The sequence below is a fragment of the Rhodococcus phenolicus genome, from assembly GCF_001646785.1.
In the GTDB taxonomy this organism is placed as follows: domain Bacteria; phylum Actinomycetota; class Actinomycetes; order Mycobacteriales; family Mycobacteriaceae; genus Rhodococcus; species Rhodococcus phenolicus.
The window spans coordinates 36,517-53,444 of the sequence record NZ_LRRH01000055.1 but is presented as its reverse complement, the minus strand read 5'-3'; the positions used below and the strand labels follow the sequence as shown (position 1 = coordinate 53,444).

20 protein-coding genes are annotated in these 16,928 nt (G+C 68.6%); 12 read left to right on the top strand and 8 right to left on the bottom strand.

All coding sequences use genetic code 11. The features are described from left to right. Positions 1–54 precede the first annotated feature (54 nt). Complete coding sequence (locus A8G15_RS15870) at positions 55–513, bottom strand: DoxX family protein (RefSeq protein ID WP_068161309.1); 459 nt, start codon at positions 511–513, stop codon at positions 55–57. Between the two features lie 174 nt (positions 514–687). On the opposite strand from A8G15_RS15870, the gene A8G15_RS15865 reads away from it, so the two are divergent. The 3 genes from A8G15_RS15865 to dmpG are packed head-to-tail and all read left to right on the top strand — an operon-like array spanning position 688 to position 3,478. Beyond that, positions 688–1,500: a 2-keto-4-pentenoate hydratase gene (locus A8G15_RS15865; RefSeq protein WP_068161307.1), complete on the top strand. Its 813-nt coding sequence runs from the start codon at positions 688–690 to the stop codon at positions 1,498–1,500. Then, positions 1,497–2,471, top strand: coding sequence for an acetaldehyde dehydrogenase (acetylating) (locus A8G15_RS15860; protein ID WP_068161305.1), 975 nt, complete (start codon positions 1,497–1,499; stop codon positions 2,469–2,471). Before A8G15_RS15865 ends, A8G15_RS15860 begins: the two co-directional genes overlap by 4 nt. Further along, positions 2,468–3,478 carry a 4-hydroxy-2-oxovalerate aldolase gene (gene dmpG / locus A8G15_RS15855; RefSeq protein WP_068161302.1) on the top strand — a complete coding sequence of 337 codons (1,011 nt, stop codon included), beginning with the start codon at positions 2,468–2,470 and terminating at the stop codon, positions 3,476–3,478. The genes A8G15_RS15860 and dmpG overlap by 4 nt, the downstream gene beginning before the upstream one ends. 143 nt (positions 3,479–3,621) lie before the next feature. Here dmpG and A8G15_RS15850 read toward each other — a convergent pair whose 3' ends face one another. The 5 genes from A8G15_RS15850 to A8G15_RS15835 are packed head-to-tail and all read right to left on the bottom strand — an operon-like array spanning position 3,622 to position 7,239. Next, positions 3,622–4,014: a hypothetical protein gene (locus A8G15_RS15850; RefSeq protein ID WP_068161300.1), complete on the bottom strand. Its 393-nt coding sequence runs from the start codon at positions 4,012–4,014 to the stop codon at positions 3,622–3,624. Positions 4,015–4,050: 36 nt separating this feature from the next. After that, a complete protein-coding gene (locus A8G15_RS15845) occupies positions 4,051–4,764 on the bottom strand; it encodes a hypothetical protein (protein ID WP_068161363.1) in 714 nt (237 codons plus the stop codon). Then, on the bottom strand, positions 4,761–4,892 hold the full coding sequence (locus A8G15_RS32235) for a hypothetical protein (RefSeq protein WP_281180687.1): 132 nt from the start codon (positions 4,890–4,892) through the stop codon (positions 4,761–4,763). Before A8G15_RS32235 ends, A8G15_RS15845 begins: the two co-directional genes overlap by 4 nt. Continuing rightward, the gene (locus tag A8G15_RS15840) at positions 4,889–5,713 is read right to left on the bottom strand and encodes a CbbQ/NirQ/NorQ/GpvN family protein (protein ID WP_068161297.1); all 825 of its coding nucleotides are present in this window, start codon (positions 5,711–5,713) and stop codon (positions 4,889–4,891) included. Before A8G15_RS15840 ends, A8G15_RS32235 begins: the two co-directional genes overlap by 4 nt. Further along, positions 5,710–7,239, bottom strand: a complete 1,530-nt coding sequence (locus A8G15_RS15835; protein ID WP_068161294.1) for a nitric oxide reductase activation protein NorD — start codon at positions 7,237–7,239, stop codon at positions 5,710–5,712. Before A8G15_RS15835 ends, A8G15_RS15840 begins: the two co-directional genes overlap by 4 nt. 387 nt (positions 7,240–7,626) lie before the next feature. On the opposite strand from A8G15_RS15835, the gene A8G15_RS15830 reads away from it, so the two are divergent. The 4 genes from A8G15_RS15830 to A8G15_RS15815 all read left to right on the top strand — a co-directional run bounded on the left by A8G15_RS15830 (position 7,627) and on the right by A8G15_RS15815 (position 11,188). Further along, on the top strand, positions 7,627–8,706 hold the full coding sequence (locus A8G15_RS15830) for an NAD-dependent epimerase/dehydratase family protein (protein WP_068161291.1): 1,080 nt from the start codon (positions 7,627–7,629) through the stop codon (positions 8,704–8,706). Positions 8,707–8,740: 34 nt separating this feature from the next. Continuing rightward, the gene (locus A8G15_RS15825; RefSeq protein WP_068161290.1) at positions 8,741–9,208 is read left to right on the top strand and encodes an SRPBCC family protein; all 468 of its coding nucleotides are present in this window, start codon (positions 8,741–8,743) and stop codon (positions 9,206–9,208) included. Next, the gene (locus A8G15_RS15820) at positions 9,205–10,800 is read left to right on the top strand and encodes a phytoene desaturase family protein (RefSeq protein WP_068161289.1); all 1,596 of its coding nucleotides are present in this window, start codon (positions 9,205–9,207) and stop codon (positions 10,798–10,800) included. The genes A8G15_RS15825 and A8G15_RS15820 overlap by 4 nt, the downstream gene beginning before the upstream one ends. A 73-nt stretch (positions 10,801–10,873) precedes the next feature. Beyond that, positions 10,874–11,188, top strand: a complete 315-nt coding sequence (locus A8G15_RS15815; protein WP_342671585.1) for a hypothetical protein — start codon at positions 10,874–10,876, stop codon at positions 11,186–11,188. A gap of 6 nt (positions 11,189–11,194) precedes the next feature. Here A8G15_RS15815 and A8G15_RS15810 read toward each other — a convergent pair whose 3' ends face one another. Both A8G15_RS15810 and A8G15_RS15805 read right to left on the bottom strand, forming a co-directional pair. Continuing rightward, positions 11,195–11,485: a hypothetical protein gene (locus tag A8G15_RS15810; RefSeq protein ID WP_068161287.1), complete on the bottom strand. Its 291-nt coding sequence runs from the start codon at positions 11,483–11,485 to the stop codon at positions 11,195–11,197. Continuing rightward, positions 11,482–11,928, bottom strand: coding sequence for a hypothetical protein (locus A8G15_RS15805; protein ID WP_068161286.1), 447 nt, complete (start codon positions 11,926–11,928; stop codon positions 11,482–11,484). The genes A8G15_RS15810 and A8G15_RS15805 overlap by 4 nt, the downstream gene beginning before the upstream one ends. Positions 11,929–12,112: 184 nt before the next feature. On the opposite strand from A8G15_RS15805, the gene A8G15_RS30690 reads away from it, so the two are divergent. Genes A8G15_RS30690 through A8G15_RS15785 form a run of 5 tightly spaced genes read left to right on the top strand, consistent with a single transcriptional unit; the run spans position 12,113 to position 16,922 of the window. After that, positions 12,113–12,298 (top strand): hypothetical protein, encoded by a 186-nt coding sequence (locus A8G15_RS30690; protein ID WP_156665423.1) that lies wholly within the window; start codon positions 12,113–12,115, stop codon positions 12,296–12,298. Beyond that, positions 12,295–12,393 (top strand): K(+)-transporting ATPase subunit F, encoded by a 99-nt coding sequence (kdpF, locus tag A8G15_RS15800; protein ID WP_068161285.1) that lies wholly within the window; start codon positions 12,295–12,297, stop codon positions 12,391–12,393. The genes A8G15_RS30690 and kdpF overlap by 4 nt, the downstream gene beginning before the upstream one ends. Positions 12,394–12,400: 7 nt before the next feature. Further along, the gene (kdpA, locus tag A8G15_RS15795) at positions 12,401–14,101 is read left to right on the top strand and encodes a potassium-transporting ATPase subunit KdpA (protein WP_068161284.1); all 1,701 of its coding nucleotides are present in this window, start codon (positions 12,401–12,403) and stop codon (positions 14,099–14,101) included. Positions 14,102–14,159: 58 nt separating this feature from the next. After that, on the top strand, positions 14,160–16,259 hold the full coding sequence (gene kdpB, locus A8G15_RS15790) for a potassium-transporting ATPase subunit KdpB (RefSeq protein ID WP_082899937.1): 2,100 nt from the start codon (positions 14,160–14,162) through the stop codon (positions 16,257–16,259). 6 nt (positions 16,260–16,265) lie between these two features. Beyond that, positions 16,266–16,922, top strand: coding sequence for a potassium-transporting ATPase subunit C (locus A8G15_RS15785; RefSeq protein WP_068161283.1), 657 nt, complete (start codon positions 16,266–16,268; stop codon positions 16,920–16,922). The last annotated feature ends 6 nt before the right edge of the window (positions 16,923–16,928 follow it).

Here is a 16,928-nt window from a genome sequence, read left to right as displayed (position 1 = left end):
CAGAGAGGCACCCATCACCGGGGGCGGCGGTCGCGAGCGCGCGGGAGGACAACGTCAGCGCGCGGGAGTGAGTGCAGGCTCGGGCGCTGCGGTCATCCAGGCCGGCAGCTTTCCGCCGAGGAGTGCGTCGACACTGAACTTCCCGGCACCGACGACCGCGAGCAGCAGCGCACCGGCGGCCAGCGCGAGAACCAGTTCGTATCCGCCGTCGGACACCCACAGGCCGTTGCCGATGTGGGTGATGAACAGCGCGCCGACCATGTTGAGGAACAGCAGACCGCCGACGATCGGGGTGAGCACGCCGACGATCAGCGCGCTGCCGCCGAGGACCTCGATCCAGGTGGCGAGGAACGCCGACACGGCCGGGACCGGGGCACCCATGCCCTCGAATCCCGCCTTGGTGCCGGAGTACCCCCAGGACGTGACCTTCTGCAGGCCGTGCGCGAGGAAGATGACGCCGAGCCCGAGCCGGGCGAGGAGAATTCCGGTGTTGCGGACAGCGGGATTGTTCACGGGAGAACCTTTCGAGACGGACTCGGTGCGGGCGCACACGCCCCAGGTTGGTTGATGCTTCAACCAAACGGTACGGAGCTCAAGTTGACGTGTCAACCACCGTATCGGGTGACCATTCCACTCACCGGTACGCCGCACTGTTCCCCGGGCCGTATACCCCTCAGGCTGAGAGACATGTCGCAGAGAATCGAAACCGACACCGCCGCGATCGGCGAGGCCGCAGAGCGGCTGCTGACCGCCGCGGCCACCGGGGTGCCCTGCGCACCCATCCGTGACCTCATCGGCGCGACCGACATCGCGGTCGCCTACGAGGTGCAGAAGCACCTCACGGACGCGAAGCTCGCGGCCGGCGCGACGGTCGTCGGCCGCAAGATCGGCCTGACCTCCCCCGCCGTCCAGGCGCAGCTCGGCGTCGACCGCCCCGACTTCGGCGTCCTGTTCGACGACATGGTCTACGACGAGGACACCGTCATTCCGATCTCGCGGCTGCTGCAGCCGAAGGCCGAGGCCGAGGTCGCGTTCGTGCTCTCGCAGGACCTGGCCGACGGACCCCTCGACGTCGAGCAGGTCCGCGGCGCGGTCGCCTATGCCGTCGCCGCCCTCGAGATCGTCGACAGCCGCGTCGCCGACTGGGACATCAAGTTCGCCGACACGGTCGCCGACAACGCATCGAGCGGCGTCTACGTACTCGGCGCCCGGCAGGTCACACTCGACGAATTCGAGCCCATCGAAACCGAGATGACCATGTCGATCAACGGCGAGACCGTGTCCACCGGCAACGGTGCGGCATGCCTCGGCGACCCCCTCAACGCCCTGTCCTGGCTCGCGCGCACCGCACGCGAGTTCGGCGAACCCCTGCGCGCCGGACAGGTCGTCCTCTCCGGTGCACTCGGCCCCATGGCGCCGCTCGCCGCAGGCGACGTCGTCCGTGCCGACATCACCGGCCTCGGCTCGGTGACCGCGACGTTCTCGAAGGAGGAACAGTGACTGACACGACCCCGGCACCGGCCGGCAAGAAGACCAAGGTCGCCATCATCGGCTCGGGCAACATCGGCACCGACCTGATGATCAAGGTGATCCGCCTGAGCGACACGCTCGAAATGGGTGCGATGGTCGGTATCGACCCCGAATCCGACGGTCTCGCCCGCGCGAAGCGCCTGGGTGTGCCCACCACCCACGAGGGCGTCGACGGCCTCATCGCCATGGACAATTTCGACGAGATCGGAATCGTCTTCGACGCCACGAGCGCCAAGGCCCACGTCGCCAACGCCGAGAAGCTCGCTCCGCTGGGCAAGCTGCTCGTCGATCTCACCCCCGCCGCCATCGGCCCGTTCGTGGTGCCCGCGGTGAACCTGGACGAGCACCTGTCGGCGCACAACGTCAACATGGTCACGTGCGGCGGCCAGGCCACCATCCCGATCGTCTCCGCCGTCTCGACCGTCACCCCGGTCCCGTACGCCGAGATCGTCGCGTCGATCTCGTCGAAGTCCGCCGGCCCCGGCACGCGCGCGAACATCGACGAGTTCACCGAGACCACGTCCCACGCGATCGAGAAGGTCGGCGGCGCCGGCCGCGGCAAGGCGATCATCATCCTCAACCCTGCCGAGCCGCCGCTGATCATGCGCGACACCGTGTTCTGCCTCATCGGCGATCCGTCCGAGGAGACGCACGAGCGCATCCGCACCTCCGTCAAGGACATGGTCGCCAAGGTCGCGACCTACGTTCCCGGCTACCGCCTCAAGCAGGAAGTGCAGATCACCCCGGTCCCCGAGGACCGGCCGGTTCACACCCTCGCAGGCGACGCCCCCGTGACGCACCAGGTTTCGGTGTTCCTGGAAGTCGAGGGCGCGGCCCACTACCTGCCCGCGTACGCAGGCAATCTCGACATCATGACCTCGGCGGCGCTGCGTGCGGCCGAGCGCATGGCCATCCGCCCGAACTCCGAGGTGTCCGCATGACCAAGCTCTTCATCCAGGACGTCACCCTCCGTGACGGCATGCACGCCATCCGTCACCGCATCTCCCCCGAAGACGTCGGACGCATCGTCGCCGCGCTCGACGCCGCCGGTGTCGACGCCATCGAGGTCGCCCACGGTGACGGCCTCGCCGGCGGCTCGGTGAACTACGGCCCCGGCAGCAACACCGACTGGGAGTGGATCGAGGCCGCCGCGGCCAACATCGAGAACGCACGGCTCACGACGCTGCTGCTCCCCGGCGTCGGCACGATCGCCGAACTGCGCCACGCCTACGACCTGGGTGTGCGCTCGGTCCGCGTCGCGACGCACTGCACCGAGGCCGACGTGTCCGCCCAGCACATCGCCACCGCACGTGAACTCGGCATGGACGTCTCCGGCTTCCTCATGATGAGCCACCTCGCCGAGCCGGCCAAGCTCGCCGAGCAGGCCAAACTCATGGAATCGTATGGCGCGCACTGCGTGTACGTCACCGACTCGGGTGGCCGCCTCACCATGAACGGTGTCCGCGACCGCATCCGCGCCTACCGTGACGTTCTCGACGAGGGCACCGAGATCGGCATCCACGCCCACGAGAACCTCTCGCTGTCGGTGGCCAACTCGGTCGTCGCCGTCGAGGAGGGCGTCTACCGTGTGGACGCGTCCCTCGCCGGACACGGTGCAGGCGCCGGCAACTGCCCGATCGAACCGTTCATCGCGGTCGCGAACATCAACGGCTGGGAGCACGGCTCCGACCTGTTCGCGCTGCAGGACGCCGCCGACGACATCGTCCGCCCGCTGCAGGACCGGCCGGTGCGCGTGGACCGCGAGACCCTCACGCTCGGCTACGCCGGCGTGTACTCGAGCTTCCTCCGTCACGCCGAAGCCGCCTCCGAGCGGTACGGCATCGACGTCCGCACCATCCTGCTCGAGGTCGGTCGCCGCCAGCTCGTCGGCGGCCAGGAGGACATGATCGTCGACATCGCGCTCGACCTCGTCGCCGCTGCGAGCTGATCGCTCGGCACCACCGCGAGCTGATCGCTCGGCACCACCGCGAGCTGATCACTCGGCACCACCGCGAGCTGATCGCTCGGCACCACCGCGCGCTGATCGCTCGGTGGCCCCCGGCCGGACTCCGGCCGGGAGCCCACCCGTTTCTAACGCCCCTCCCGCTCGTCCCGATTGTGGACGAGTTCACGGAAGCCGATGCGGTCCCATCCGGGCGTGGGCTGGATCCCCCACTCGTCCTCGGCGGTGTCCTTCCCCGCCGCGCCCTCGGGCGGCCCGAACAGCGGATAGGGGTACTCGCATTCCATCGTGTCGTCCGAGTAGCGGACCTTCATGAGTTCGCTGCAGATCTCCTGGAACGACAGTTGCGGCCAGCCGTACCAGATCGCGAGCGCCGGTACCGTGAAGGCGCCCTCCACGACGAGCGCGAACAGGCACACGAACACACCGCGCTTGATCCACTTGTGCATCCGTGCGAATGCGGGCGTGGTGCCGAGTGGCAGGTCGTCCGCGACCTTGCCGTCCGATTCGGTCTTCTTCACGGGGTTCTCCCTTCTGCGTCCGGCTCGGGACACATCTCAGTCGGAGAAGATCTCTCGATTGACGGTGTGCAGGTACGGAATCGCCAGGAACGGGGTGATGTAGAAGATGTCGTACAGCCACCAGCCGATCACGGGCAGCACCACCCCGTCGTACCGGACGTCGGCATACATGGTCATGTTGAACGTGTAGCCGACCCAGATGACGAGTCCCATCCAGCAGGTGACGATCATCCACTGGTGTCCCCACCGCTTCATCTGGAGGAACGCGATGGCCGCGGCGATCCGCATGGGGAACACCGTGAGCATCAGGGCGACCTCCCAGCCTTTCTCCCCCGGCCCGGCCGCACCACCGATCCACAGTTCGTTGTAGTGCCAGAAGTACCCGGCGTCGAACATGTTGCCCCACGCGGTGAGGACCACCCGGTTGATCAGGGTGTGGTTCGCGACCAGGTCCAGGGCCCACCCGATGCTGTTGAGCGCCGCGTCGAGGATGACGAGATAGCCGATGAGCGTGACGATCACGGGCCGCACCGACAACCCGGACCGTTGTGCCCGGCGTTGCAGCCACACACCGCGCAGGAAGATCGGCAGGCCGACGATGCCCAGCACGAGAGTACCCATGAGCAGTGTTCCGGCCGTCAGCCAGTGGTCGGCGGCGCGTTGCGCGCGACGGGACTCCTCCTGGTGTTCGTCGTACCCCGCTCCGGGCGTGGTGTCGGCGCGTCGCCGGGTGAAGGCGGGAAGATTCACGGTGCCCCCCACCAGCCGCGCACCACCGACATGTACAGCTGTATCAGGAACTGCGACAGTAGGAATCCGTACGCGAAGATCTGGAACGCGATGAGGCCGCGTCTGCGGCGCCGGTCCTGCTCGTTCATCGGGTCTCCTTCGGTTCGGGGCGGATGTTCGGTTCGTCCGCGGCGAGCAGTGTCGCGGCGGCGACCTCCCGCAGGCCCCCGGTGATCGCCCCGTCGGTGCTCAGCGGCGCGAGGATCGACGCTTCGGCGGCGTCGATCTCGCTCGAACCGGCGACGACGAGCAGCGCCGCGGTGACGAGCACCCGGGTGGACGGCGGTTCGAAGTGGAAGACGTCGTCGGCCGTGCGGATGCTCACCGCGCACGCGACGAGCCGTTCGGCGACGGCACGGTCGACGCCGGTTTCGGCAACGAGCACGTCGGCCTCCCGCTCGGGTGGCAGGTACCCCAGCGGCAGCGTGACGAAGCGCTGCCGGAAGGACGGTTTCAGTTCCTTGAGCGAGCTCCGATAGGCCGGGTTGTAGGAACACACCAGCATGAAGGAAGCCGGGGCCGGCACCACCTCGCCCGCCCGGTCGAGATAGAGGGTGCGGCGATGGTCGGTCAGCGAGTGCAGGACGGCCAGCGAATCGTGGCGGGCCTCGACCACTTCGTCGAGGTAGCAGATCGCGCCGTCCCTGACCGCCTTCGTCAACGGCCCGTCGAGCCACACGACATCACCGCCGGACACCATGAACCTGCCCACCAGGTCGGAACTGGTGAGGTCGTCGTGGCAGCCGACGGTGACGACTGGCCGGCCGAGAAGTCCGCCCATGTGCTCGACGAAGCGAGTCTTGCCGCAACCCGTCGGTCCGGTCAGCATCACCGGAAGCCGTTGCCGGAACGAATGTTCGAAGAGTTCCACTTCGTTGCCGGACGCGTAGTACAGGGCCTTGTCGTTCATGCCGTCACCAGTTCCCGATGCACGTGGGCGAGCACCCGCGGGAGGTCCTCGACCCGCTGGATGCGCTGGGACCGGCCGGGCCCGAACACCTCCGGCAGCGGATCGACCCGTGCCGGGCCGACTCCGATGTAGTACATGCACACTCCTGCCTCCTCGGCTTCCCCCACCGCGTGGGCGACGTCGGCCCAGGCGTATCGGCCTTCGTACCCTTCGTCGGACATCAAGCCGTCTCCGATGACGAGCAGCAGCCGCCGTTCCGACGGCCGTTCGAGCAACCGGCGGGTCAGGTGCCGGAGCGGTGCCCCGAGCCGGGTGTACCCCCCGGTCCTCAGACCCGACGTGCTCGGCACGACGAGGTGCCGGTCGTCGAAGTCCTTGAGGCAGAGCACTTCCACGCGATGCCGGGTATTGCCACTGAACACGAAGATCCCGTGACGTTCGCGGGCGAGCATCATCGCGTGGGACAGCGCGTCGGCGCACGCGAGTTCCAGTGCGAACACCGTGCCGCGGTGAACGCCGAGGGACGAGCTGCCGTCGAGCAGCAGCGCAGTGGTGACGTCGCGGGAACTCGGGAGCAGGTCACGGAAGATCCGGGGGTCGGACGCGTGCCCGGTGATCGTGTCGACGTGATGGTCGAGGTACGCGTCGATGTCCAGGTCCGAGCCATCCTCGAGACGATTTGTCATGGCACGGTGGGTGTTTCGCTCGAACCAGCGGCGCACGTCGGTGACGACCGGAATCGGCACGGCGGATCCGGCCGGTGCCCGGGTTTCCAGCACCGCCACGTGATCGGGCAGAAAGGCCTCACGCCATGCGTTCCACTCCGGGTACGGAATACCGATCCGTTCGTCCGGCCGGATCTCGATCTCCTCGTCCTCCGGCCTGCTCGGTGGCGGCAGATTCGGGTTGCGGACACCACCCTCACCACCGACCGGGATGGACATCAGGCGCACCGAATCGGACCGGAGGGAGGTCCACGGCATCCGTCCGTACATGCGCCGGACCGCGGCACCCAGGCCGGTACGAGGCCGTTCCGTCAGCGGCAGGCGGCCGAGAACCGGATGCGGCGTGATCGGTTCACGCGACCGCACCAGCGTGTCGGTCATCCGCAGCATGTCGGCGCTGTCGGTGTCCCCGTCGATCGGTTCGAGCCCAGGAAGCACCCGGATCAGGTCCGGCAACAACCCCGGCCAACGGGTGCTCACCCACCCCAGCGCGACGTTGCCTTCCACGACGGTGAGCGCCGCGCGCTCGCGGGCCGACAGCTCGTGCAACGGATACCGGGCGATCCGGTCCTTCGACGGTGCACATTGCAGTGCCACACCGCACGTCAGCGTCCGGACACGCCAGTCGGGCACGGGAGGCGGGTACGGAACGTGAACCACCCGCAGCGTGCCGGTCAGGCCGAAGCTGCGCCGGTCACCGGATACGAGACGCGCATCGCGTCTCCGCCCTTCGGAGAACGCCACCGCGGTCAGGGCACAGGTCCGCTCGATCGTCCGCGGTGAGACACCCACCGCACTCATGTGCCGGCTCTTCCACCGGATCCTGTGTCCACCCCGGCCGTCCCTAGAAGGTTCCGATGTTGGAGAACACCCAGTACCAGAACGCGATGACCGCGCCCATCGAGCCCCACGCCACGATCAGCCGCAGAATGTCGAGCCACATCGTTCCACCTCCACTCGGGCGGGCGGTCCCGCCCAGGACTGACTCGAGTCAATTCATGACCGGAGGGACGCTAGGCTCGATGACGCCGACTCGCTGCAGAAATTCGTCAATTTCTGTGACGGATCCATTAGAGCGGCACAATTTTTGTGACAGATGGACGCAGTTTTGATTGACTGAAGTCAACATCTTCCCGGCCGGAGGTCCGGAACGGGTTGGAACGGCGGCGCCGCGGGTACCTCCGTGGAATGGCACCGCTCCGTATCGTCGTCACCGGCGCCAGCGGCAACGTGGGAAGCGCACTCCTCACGCGATTGTCCACCGAGCGCGACGCGTACGAGATCGTCGCTGTCGCGCGCCGGGTCCCGCCTGCGGTCCGGCCGTATCGACATGCATGCTGGCATGCGATCGATGTGGGAGATTCCGGCGCAGAGGAGATGTTGTGCCGGGTCTTCGACACCGCCGACGCCGTCGTCCACCTCGCGTGGGGATTCCAGCCGTCGCATCGAGCGGACCTGCTGCGGCGCACCGCGATCGACGGCACTCGCGCGGTGACAGTCGCCGCGGCACGAGCGGGTGTCCCTCATCTCGTGCACATGTCGTCGGCCGCCGTCTACGCACCCGGGGCGCACGGCCGGCAGGTAGACGAATCATGGCCGGCGACAGGGGTTCCCACGTCGCAATACAGCATGGACAAGGTCACGGCGGAGAGGATCGTCGCCGCGGTCGCGAGCACGGCCGGGGCACCCGAAGTCACCGTGCTGAGGCCGGGCCTGATCGGGCAGACCGCTGCCGGAGCGGCGCTGCGCCGGTACGCGCTGCCGGCGTGGATGCCGGCAGCGGCGCTGCGTCACCTGCCCGTCCTGCCTCTCGATCCGTCCGTCGCACTCCCCGCCGTGCACGCGACGGACGTGGCCGCCGCAGTCGAGCACGCTCTCCTCGCCCCCGGCGCCGGATCGGTGAACCTGGCCGCCACCGACGCGGTCCGCACGACGGACGTCGTCGAGTCCCTCGGGACCCGGCCGTGGCCGGTGTCGCGCCGCACCCTGCGCTTCCTCGCACAGGTCACCTGGCAGCTGCACCTGCAACCGGTGCACGGGGGTTGGATCGACCTCATGTACGACACCCCGCTCCTCGACTGCGGCCGTGCCGGGCAGAAACTCGGCTGGTCTCCCGTCGTTCCCGGCCGGGAGGTGTGGCGCGAGACCATCGAGGGTATGCGCTCGGGTGCGAGCGGAACGGGGCCGGTACTCGGAGCCCGCAGCCCACGGGAAACGGTCGCCGCTGTCGTCGCCGGCGGTACGGTCGGACGGCGACCGGTGCCGTGACTGCCCGCACCATTCGTCGGAAAGAGGTAGGACGATGAGAAAAGCGGTGGTCTGGAAGACCAGGGTGAGCTGCGACCGGGTGTGGGAGGTACTCGCCGACGGATGGACTTTTCCCGCCTGGGTGGTCGGTGCCGCACGGGTGCGGGCCGTCGACGACGGCTGGCCCGAGGTGGGAACGCGCATCCACCATTCGGTGGGTCTGTGGCCCGGGCTGTTGCACGATTCGACCGAAGTCGTCCGTGCCGTTCCGCGGTCCGAACTCGTTCTGCACGCGCGGGCCTGGCCGTTCGGCGCTGCAGAGATCCGCATCCGGTTCACCGAACGTGACGGCGGGTGCGAAATCGAGATGCTCGAGCACGCGGTCAGCCGCCCTGCGTCGTGGATTCCCGACATCGTCCAGGATTGGGCGGTTCGTCCACGCAACCGCGAGTGCCTGCGCCGCCTGTCGTTGATCGCCGAGCACGCGACCGACCCGACGGCGGGCACGGCAGGTGAAGTGTGAGCGCTGTCGGTGAGCAGGTCGACGCGATCGTCGTCGGGGCCGGCCCGAACGGGCTGACCGCGGCTGCCCTGCTCGCGGACGCGGGATGGGACGTGCTCGTCCTCGAGGCCCAACCCGAACCGGGTGGTGCGGTCCGCACCGCGGAACTGCACTCCGGTTACCGTGCCGATCTCTTCAGCGCCTTCTACCCGCTGGCTGCCGTCTCTCCGGTCTTCGCCGAGCTGGACCTGCCCGCCCACGGTCTGGTGTGGTCGCGGTCCCCCGCTGCGTTCGGCCATCCGCGCGCTCCCGAGGACGAGGACGCGGTGACGCTGCGGGCCACAGCACAGGACACGGCGCACGACCTCGAGCGTCGATGCGCCGGCGACGGGGACGCGTGGATGCGCCTGCACGAGCAGTGGTCCACGATCCGCGAGCCGTTCCTGCGGATGCTGCTCGGGCCGTTCCCGCCGATCCGGAGTCCGCTCACGGCACTGCGCCGCCTCGGCGCCGGCGAGGCCCTCCGGTTCGCCCGGATGCTGGCCCTGCCGGTGCGGCGGATGGCGCACGAGCTGTTCACCGGTGAGAGTGCCGGACTGTTGCTCCAGGGCAATGCCGCGCACGCCGACATTCCGGTCGACGCCGCCGGCAGCGGCCTGATGGGCTACCTGCTGACGATGGTCGCCCAGGACGTCGGGTTTCCCGTTCCGACGGGCGGCGCGGGCGAGCTGACCGCCGCGCTCGTGCGGCGTGCGACCAGCGCCGGCGCCGAACTGCGATGCGGCCGGAACGTCGAGCGCATCGAGCCCAGCGGCACCACGACGATCGTGCGCACCACCGGCGGAGAGCGCATCACCGCGCGGCGGGCCGTGTTGGCCGACGTGGCCGCGACCTCACTGTACGGGCATCTCCTCTCCCCGGAGATCCTCCCGCACCGTGTCCGGGAGGACGTGAAACGATTCGACTGGGACACCTCGGTGGTGAAGGTGAACTACGCCATGTCCCAGCCGATTCCGTGGCGGTCGCCGAGCCTGCGGAGTGCGGGCACCGTGCATCTCGGGGCCGACGGCAACGGGCTGGTCCAGTGGGGAGCGGACCTCGGCACGGGCACGGTACCGCGCTCCCCGTTCGTGATCGTCGGTCAGATGACGACCGCCGATCCCACCAGATCACCGGCAGGAACCGAGAGTGCCTGGGCATACACGCATCTCCCGCGGGACGTGTCCGACGACGACGCCGCGACGGTCCTCGCCCAGCGAATGGACGCGGTGATCGAGGAGTACGCCCCGGGCGCACTCGCCGGTGTCGTGCACCGCAGTGTGCAACTACCCGGCGACCTCGAGCGCGCCGACGCCAACCTGGTCGGTGGTGCGGTCAACGGCGGCACGGCACAGTTGCACCAGCAACTGGTGTTCCGGCCGATTCCCGGTCTCGCAGGGCCACGGACACCGGTCGACCGCGTCTATCTCGCCGGGGCGGCGACGCATCCCGGTGGCGGTGTGCACGGCATGTGCGGCGCGCATGCCGCCGCCGCCGCTCTTGCCGATCACGGCGTCACCGGGCGTCTGCGCGGCCGGATTCGCGGGATGATCGCGCACGCGCTTGTCGACTAGCGTGTCGGCTGCGGTGTGTTCGGGCGCTCGTGCGGCATCGCACGCCGCGGCACGGCATCATGAACGGACACGCGTGTCCGTTCGTACCCGGGAGCCCGAGATGCCGCCGAAGCGTCCCCCGCAGTCGTCGTACCGCAACGGCGTCGGCAGCATCGCCCTGATCACGGGCATCGTCGCGCTGGTGTTCGCGTTCGTTCCGATCATCGGTGATCTCGTCACCGTTCCCACCGGGATCGTGGCGGTGACGTGCGGATGGGTCGGTTTCAACCGCGCGGACCGGGGGCTCGCGTCGAATCACCGCGAAGCGATCACGGGTCTCGCCCTGGGCACCACGGCGCTGTTCGTCGTCTTCCTCGTGTTCATCGCGACGCATGCTCCCGGTGGCTGAGCGGCCTCAGGTCCGGCCTGCGAACCCTCTCAGGGCTGTGATCATCCGGTGAAGCTCGGCGAGGGTGGCCCACAGGAGGCGCACCTCGTCCTCGAATCGCTGTGCACTGACGGGGAATCCGTTCCCGTGTTCGGCGGACGCGCAGCGTTCGGCGAATTCGATCCTGCCGGTGACCTGCTCGAATTCGCGCTCGAGCAGGCTCAGGAAGATTCCGGCCTGAACCCGGTCGGCGGGCTGCGACGAGATCGGATCCTGCTCGGGGGTGAACGTCCCTGCGCGGACGGCTGCGCCGGTCACGAGAGCTCGACCGCAGCGCCGGGAACGGCGCCGAGCGTGCCCGCCGGATACCGCCCGGCGGGAGCGGTGCGGAAGAGGAGCGTGGTCGTCGGGCGCGGATAGCGGTGCCGGGCACACGCGTCGTCGAGGCAACTCTCGATGCTCACGCCCGGATCCGTCCCGCCGGCGACCGCAACGGCCAACTGGGTGAGGGTCACACCGCGACGGCGGCGGATCTGCGCCATCGCAGCGATCGCGCGGTCGATGCACGCCTCCGCGCAGCGGGCTCCCTCGTCCCGGGCGCCGAGGGCACAGCTCGCCCCCGCCAGGCGCAGTCGTGGCTGCTGCAGGACGCGGTCGACGGCGGTGTCGAGTGCATCGGGGTCCGCCGCGAGGTCGGACACATCGAGCCAGACGTTGTGCTGCGGCAAGGGGCGGGCGAACAGGTGCCGGCGGTCGAACATGGCGCACTCTCCTCGATGCGTGGGCCTGCCCAGTGCAGGTTCCACTTCCACCTCTACCGCTCCGGCCGGCGCTGACGGCACGTCGTGACGTTTTCCCTACGCGCGGCCGCGGAAGCTTGACGGATTGCTTACACCCTGTGCAAGGAATTCGTAAGGACAGCAGCTGCGGGCGTCAGGATTTCGCATGGATCCGGGCGAATCGTCCCGAACGGTGCAACTGTGTGATGCGGCGCCGTCCGGCGCCGGATTCTTTTCTACAGCAAGGGAAGACGAGATGGCCGACACCGCATTTGTGGTGCTGATCCTCGCAGGGTTCGGATTGTGCACGCTGATCCTGCGCGTGCTGCATTCCAGGGGTGGGCAACGGTGACGTGGGCCGGGATCGCGAGCGTCGCGCTCGTGGTGATCGCGGTGGCACTGGTCGTGTATCTGCTGGTGGCTCTGCTCGATCCGGAGAGGTTCTGAGAATCGGATGAATCCTGCTGTTGCTGCGGGACTACAGATCGCGCTGGTGGTCGCGGTCCTCGCATTGGCATACGTTCCACTCGGCGACTACATGGCGCGGGTGTACACCACCGACTCCGGCACACGGTGGAAGGACCTGCGGATCGAGTCGCTGATCTACCGGCTGTGCCGAATCGATCCCCGATCCGAGCAGACCTGGTTCGGCTACGCCGTCAGTGTGCTCGGCTTCTCGCTGGCGAGCGCGTTGTTCCTGTATCTGCTCCAACGTATCCAGGGTGTCCTCCCCCTCGGCAACGGGCTCGGCGGGGTCAGTCCCGCAGTCGCGTTCAACACCGCGATCTCGTTCGTCGCCAACACCAACTGGCAGTCCTACGTCCCCGAGACGACGATGAGCCACCTCACCCAGTCCGCGGGGCTCGCGGTGCAGAACTTCGTGTCCGCTGCAGTCGGGATGGGTGTGGCCGTGGCTCTGATCCGCGGTCTCGTCCGGGTCGGTCGCGGCGGTGAGATCGGCAACTTCTGGGTCGATCTCGTCCGCGGTACCCTGCGGATCCTGCTGCCCCTCGCATTCGTGATCGCGCTGATCCTGCTGAGCCAGGGCGTGATCCAGTCGTACCGCAGCAGTTTCACCGCAACCGGGCTCGACGGGCAGGCGCTCACCACCGCGCTGGCCCCGGTGGCGTCGCAGGAGGCGATCAAGGAACTCGGCACCAACGGCGGTGGCATCCTGGCCGCGAACTCGGCCCACCCGTTCGAGAATCCGACGCCGATCAGCAACATCGTGGAGATCCTCGCGATCCTGCTCATCCCGGTCGCGTTGACCCGCACCTTCGGCACCATGATCGGCAACCGCAAGCAGGGCCTGACCGTTCTCGCCGTGATGACCGCCCTGTTCGGCACCCTGCTGGCCGTGACGCTGGCCGCCGAGTCCGGAGTCCGGGGGGTCGCGGCGAACGCCGCCGGCGCGATGATGGAAGGCAAGGAGGTCCGGTTCGGTATCCCGGGTTCGGCGCTGTTCGCCGTCGCGACCACGGGCACGAGCACCGGCGCCGTGAACTCCGCGCACGACAGCATGTCCCCACTCGGAGGTGGTGCCGTGCTGCTGAACATGCTGCTCGGCGAGATCGCGCCGGGCGGCGTGGGCACCGGCCTGTACGGCATGCTCGTGCTCGCGATCATCGCGGTGTTCGTCGGCGGTCTCCTCGTCGGCCGCACACCGGAGTTCCTGGGCAAGAAGCTCGGCAGGCGCGAGATCACGCTCGCGGCGCTCAGCGTGCTGGTGATGCCGGCGCTCGTGCTGACCGGCACCGCGATCACTGTGATCCTGTCATCGACCACCGGCTACCTGGGCAACTCCGGCGATCCCGGAACGCCGGGCGCCATCCACGGATTCTCCGAGGTGCTGTACGCGTTCGCCTCGGCGTCGAACAACAACGGCAGCGCCTTCGGCGGGCTCACCGTCACCAGCGACTGGTTCCAGTCGTCCCTCGGCATGTGCATGCTGCTCGGCCGGTTCCTGCCGATCGTGTTCGTCCTGGCCCTGGCCGGCTCCCTCGCGGCCCAGCGTCGCACCCCCGCCGGAGCGGGAACACTCCCCACCACGGGTGTCGCGTTCGCGGGTCTGCTGACCGGCACGACCGTCCTCGTGGCGGCCCTGACCTTCTTCCCGGCGCTGGCGCTGGGACCGATCGCGGAGGCGCTTCAGTGACCGCCCGCCACCACCATTCGTTCCGCCGCCTCGCGGCGCAGATCACGGAGATACTTCGTTGACCCTCGACATTCGTCCCGGCGGGGAGATCACGTCGACCCGTCCACACCGCGTGGCGGGTGGGGCGTTCAGTACGCGTCAGCTGGCGGATTCGTTGCCGGGCGCGTTCCGCAAACTCGATCCGCGCCACGTGGCGCGGAACCCGGTGATGTTCGTCGTGCTCGTCGGCTCGGCCGTCGCCACTGTCGCGGCGGTCCTCGAACCCACCGTGTTCGCCTGGTCGATCACGGCCTGGCTGTGGTTCACCGTGCTGTTCGCCAATCTCGCCGAGTCCGTCGCCGAGGGTCGCGGCAAGGCACAGGCCGCCAGCCTGCGGCAGGCCAAGCAGGACACCGTCGCCCGCCGGGTCACCGACTCCGGACACGAAGTGTCCGTGCCTGCCACCGAGCTGCAGGTCGGGGATCTGGTGGTGGTCGAGGCCGGCCAGGTGATCCCCGGTGACGGCGACGTGATCGACGGAGTCGCGACCGTCGACGAGTCCGCCGTCACCGGCGAATCCGCACCGGTGATCCGCGAGTCCGGGGGCGATCGCTGCGCCGTGACCGGGGGCACCACGGTGCTGTCCGATCGCATCGTCGTGCAGATCACCGCCCCGCCGGGGAAAACGTTCGTCGACCGGATGATCTCGCTCGTCGAGGGCGCGGCCCGCCGCAAGACACCCAACGAGATCGCCCTGAACATCCTGCTCGCGGCACTGACGATCATCTTCGTGCTCGCGGTCGTCGCGGTCGGGCCGATGAGCGCGTATGCCGGTGCCGAACAGGGACCGGTGGAACTGATCGCCCTCCTGGTGTGCCTGATCCCGACGACGATCGGGGCGCTGCTCTCGGCGATCGGCATCGCCGGGATGGACCGGCTGGTCCAGCGCAACGTACTGGCGATGTCCGGGCGCGCCGTCGAGGCGGCAGGCGATATCGACACGCTGCTGCTGGACAAGACCGGCACCATCACCTTCGGCAACCGCCGGGCCACCGCGCTCCACGCCGCACCCGGTGTCGCCGACAGCGAACTCGCCGCTGCCGCACGCCTGTCCAGTCTCGCGGACGGCACCCCGGAGGGCCGCAGCATCGTCGAACTGTGCGCCGAGCGCTACCACCTGGACCCCAGCCCGTCGGCTGCCGAGCGTTCCGCCGAGTTCGTCCCGTTCACCGCTCAGACCCGGATGAGCGGGCTCGACACCGTGGACCCTGCCGACAGCACACCGATCCGGATCCGCAAGGGCGCCGCCGACGCGGTCGCGCGCTGGATGCAGGACCACGACGTCGAGATGCCGGGAGCTGTCACCGACCTCGTCACCGACATCGCCCGGCGCGGCGGGACTCCTCTCGTGGTCGCCCGTGGTTCCGCTGGAGCAGCAACTGTTCTCGGTGTCGTGGAACTCTCCGACGTCGTCAAACCCGGTATGGCCGAACGATTCGCGCAGCTGCGGGCGATGGGGATACGCACGGTGATGATCACCGGTGACAATCCGCTGACGGCGAAGGCGATCGCCGGCGAGGCCGGAGTGGACGACTTCCTGGCCGAGGCGACCCCGGAGGACAAGCTGGCGCTGATCCGTGCCGAACAGCAGGGCGGGCGGCTGGTCGCGATGACCGGCGACGGCACCAACGACGCCCCCGCGCTCGCGCAGGCGGACGTCGGGGTCGCGATGAACACCGGGACCTCGGCCGCGAAGGAAGCCGGCAACATGGTCGACCTCGATTCCGATCCGACCAAGCTGATCGAGATCGTCGAGATCGGCAAACAGTTGTTGATCACCCGCGGCGCCCTGACCACCTTCTCGCTCGCGAACGACCTGGCGAAGTACTTCGCGATCCTTCCAGCGCTGTTCAGCGGTATCTACCCGCAGCTGGCAGGACTGAACATCATGGGCCTGGCGACGCCGCAGTCCGCGATCCTCTCGGCGGTGATCTTCAACGCACTCGTGATCGTGGCGTTGATCCCGTTGGCGCTCAAGGGTGTTCGCTATCGCCCGGCGAGCGCGTCGTCACTGCTGGGACGCAACCTGCTCGTGTACGGACTCGGTGGTGTCGTCACACCTTTCATCGGTATCTGGCTGATCGACCTCGTCGTCCGACTCATCCCTGGAATGGGGTAACGCGCAATGTATTCGATGAATTTTCTCCGCCAGCTCCGCGTGGGATTCCTCGTGCTGATCGCGCTCACCGTCATCGCCGGTGTCGCCTATCCGGCGGCGGTGTGGGCGGTGAGCCGGATGGGCACCGCGACTGCAGAGGGTTCGGAGCTGACCGACGCGCACGGCTGCGTCGTCGGTAGCCGACTGGTCGGCGTGGACCCGCAGGTCGCACCCGGGCAACCCGACCCCTTCTTCCATCCGCGCGTGGTCGGGTCCGTCGCCGACGACGACCCCTTCACCCCGGGCGACCCGGCGGCGGCTCTGCCGTCCAACCAGGGACCGAGCAGCGAGGTGCTCGCCGGTTTCGTCGACGCGCGTCGTGCCGCGATCGCGGCACGCGAACAGGTCACCCCCGATCGGGTACCGGTCGACGCGGTCACCGGCTCCGGGTCCGGAATCGACCCGCACATCTCCCCCGCCTACGCCGAATTGCAGGTGCCGCGGGTCGCACGGGAAACCGGCACGAGCGAGGACCGGGTCCGGGAACTGGTCGCCGAACACACCGAGGGAAGGCAACTCGGGTTCCTCGGCGTCGAGCGTGTGAACGTGCCGGAACTGAATGTGGCACTAGGCTTGACGGCACCCGGCTGCCAGGGTGGGGCAGCCGTACCGACCGGTTCGTGAGGAGAC

What these genes read in the sequence shown, in the direction of transcription:
- A8G15_RS32235 (WP_281180687.1), bottom strand. Translation starts at nt 4,892, where the DNA reads ATGAACGAGCAGGACCGGCGCCGCAGACGCGGCCTCATCGCGTTCCAG.
- dmpG (WP_068161302.1), top strand. Translation starts at nt 2,468, where the DNA reads ATGACCAAGCTCTTCATCCAGGACGTCACCCTCCGTGACGGCATGCAC.
- A8G15_RS15865 (WP_068161307.1), top strand. Translation starts at nt 688, where the DNA reads ATGTCGCAGAGAATCGAAACCGACACCGCCGCGATCGGCGAGGCCGCA.
- A8G15_RS15825 (WP_068161290.1), top strand. Translation starts at nt 8,741, where the DNA reads ATGAGAAAAGCGGTGGTCTGGAAGACCAGGGTGAGCTGCGACCGGGTG.
- kdpA (WP_068161284.1), top strand. Translation starts at nt 12,401, where the DNA reads ATGAATCCTGCTGTTGCTGCGGGACTACAGATCGCGCTGGTGGTCGCG.
- A8G15_RS15785 (WP_068161283.1), top strand. Translation starts at nt 16,266, where the DNA reads ATGTATTCGATGAATTTTCTCCGCCAGCTCCGCGTGGGATTCCTCGTG.
- A8G15_RS15835 (WP_068161294.1), bottom strand. Translation starts at nt 7,239, where the DNA reads ATGAGTGCGGTGGGTGTCTCACCGCGGACGATCGAGCGGACCTGTGCC.
- A8G15_RS15840 (WP_068161297.1), bottom strand. Translation starts at nt 5,713, where the DNA reads ATGAACGACAAGGCCCTGTACTACGCGTCCGGCAACGAAGTGGAACTC.
- A8G15_RS15805 (WP_068161286.1), bottom strand. Translation starts at nt 11,928, where the DNA reads ATGTTCGACCGCCGGCACCTGTTCGCCCGCCCCTTGCCGCAGCACAAC.
- A8G15_RS30690 (WP_156665423.1), top strand. Translation starts at nt 12,113, where the DNA reads ATGGATCCGGGCGAATCGTCCCGAACGGTGCAACTGTGTGATGCGGCG.
- A8G15_RS15830 (WP_068161291.1), top strand. Translation starts at nt 7,627, where the DNA reads ATGGCACCGCTCCGTATCGTCGTCACCGGCGCCAGCGGCAACGTGGGA.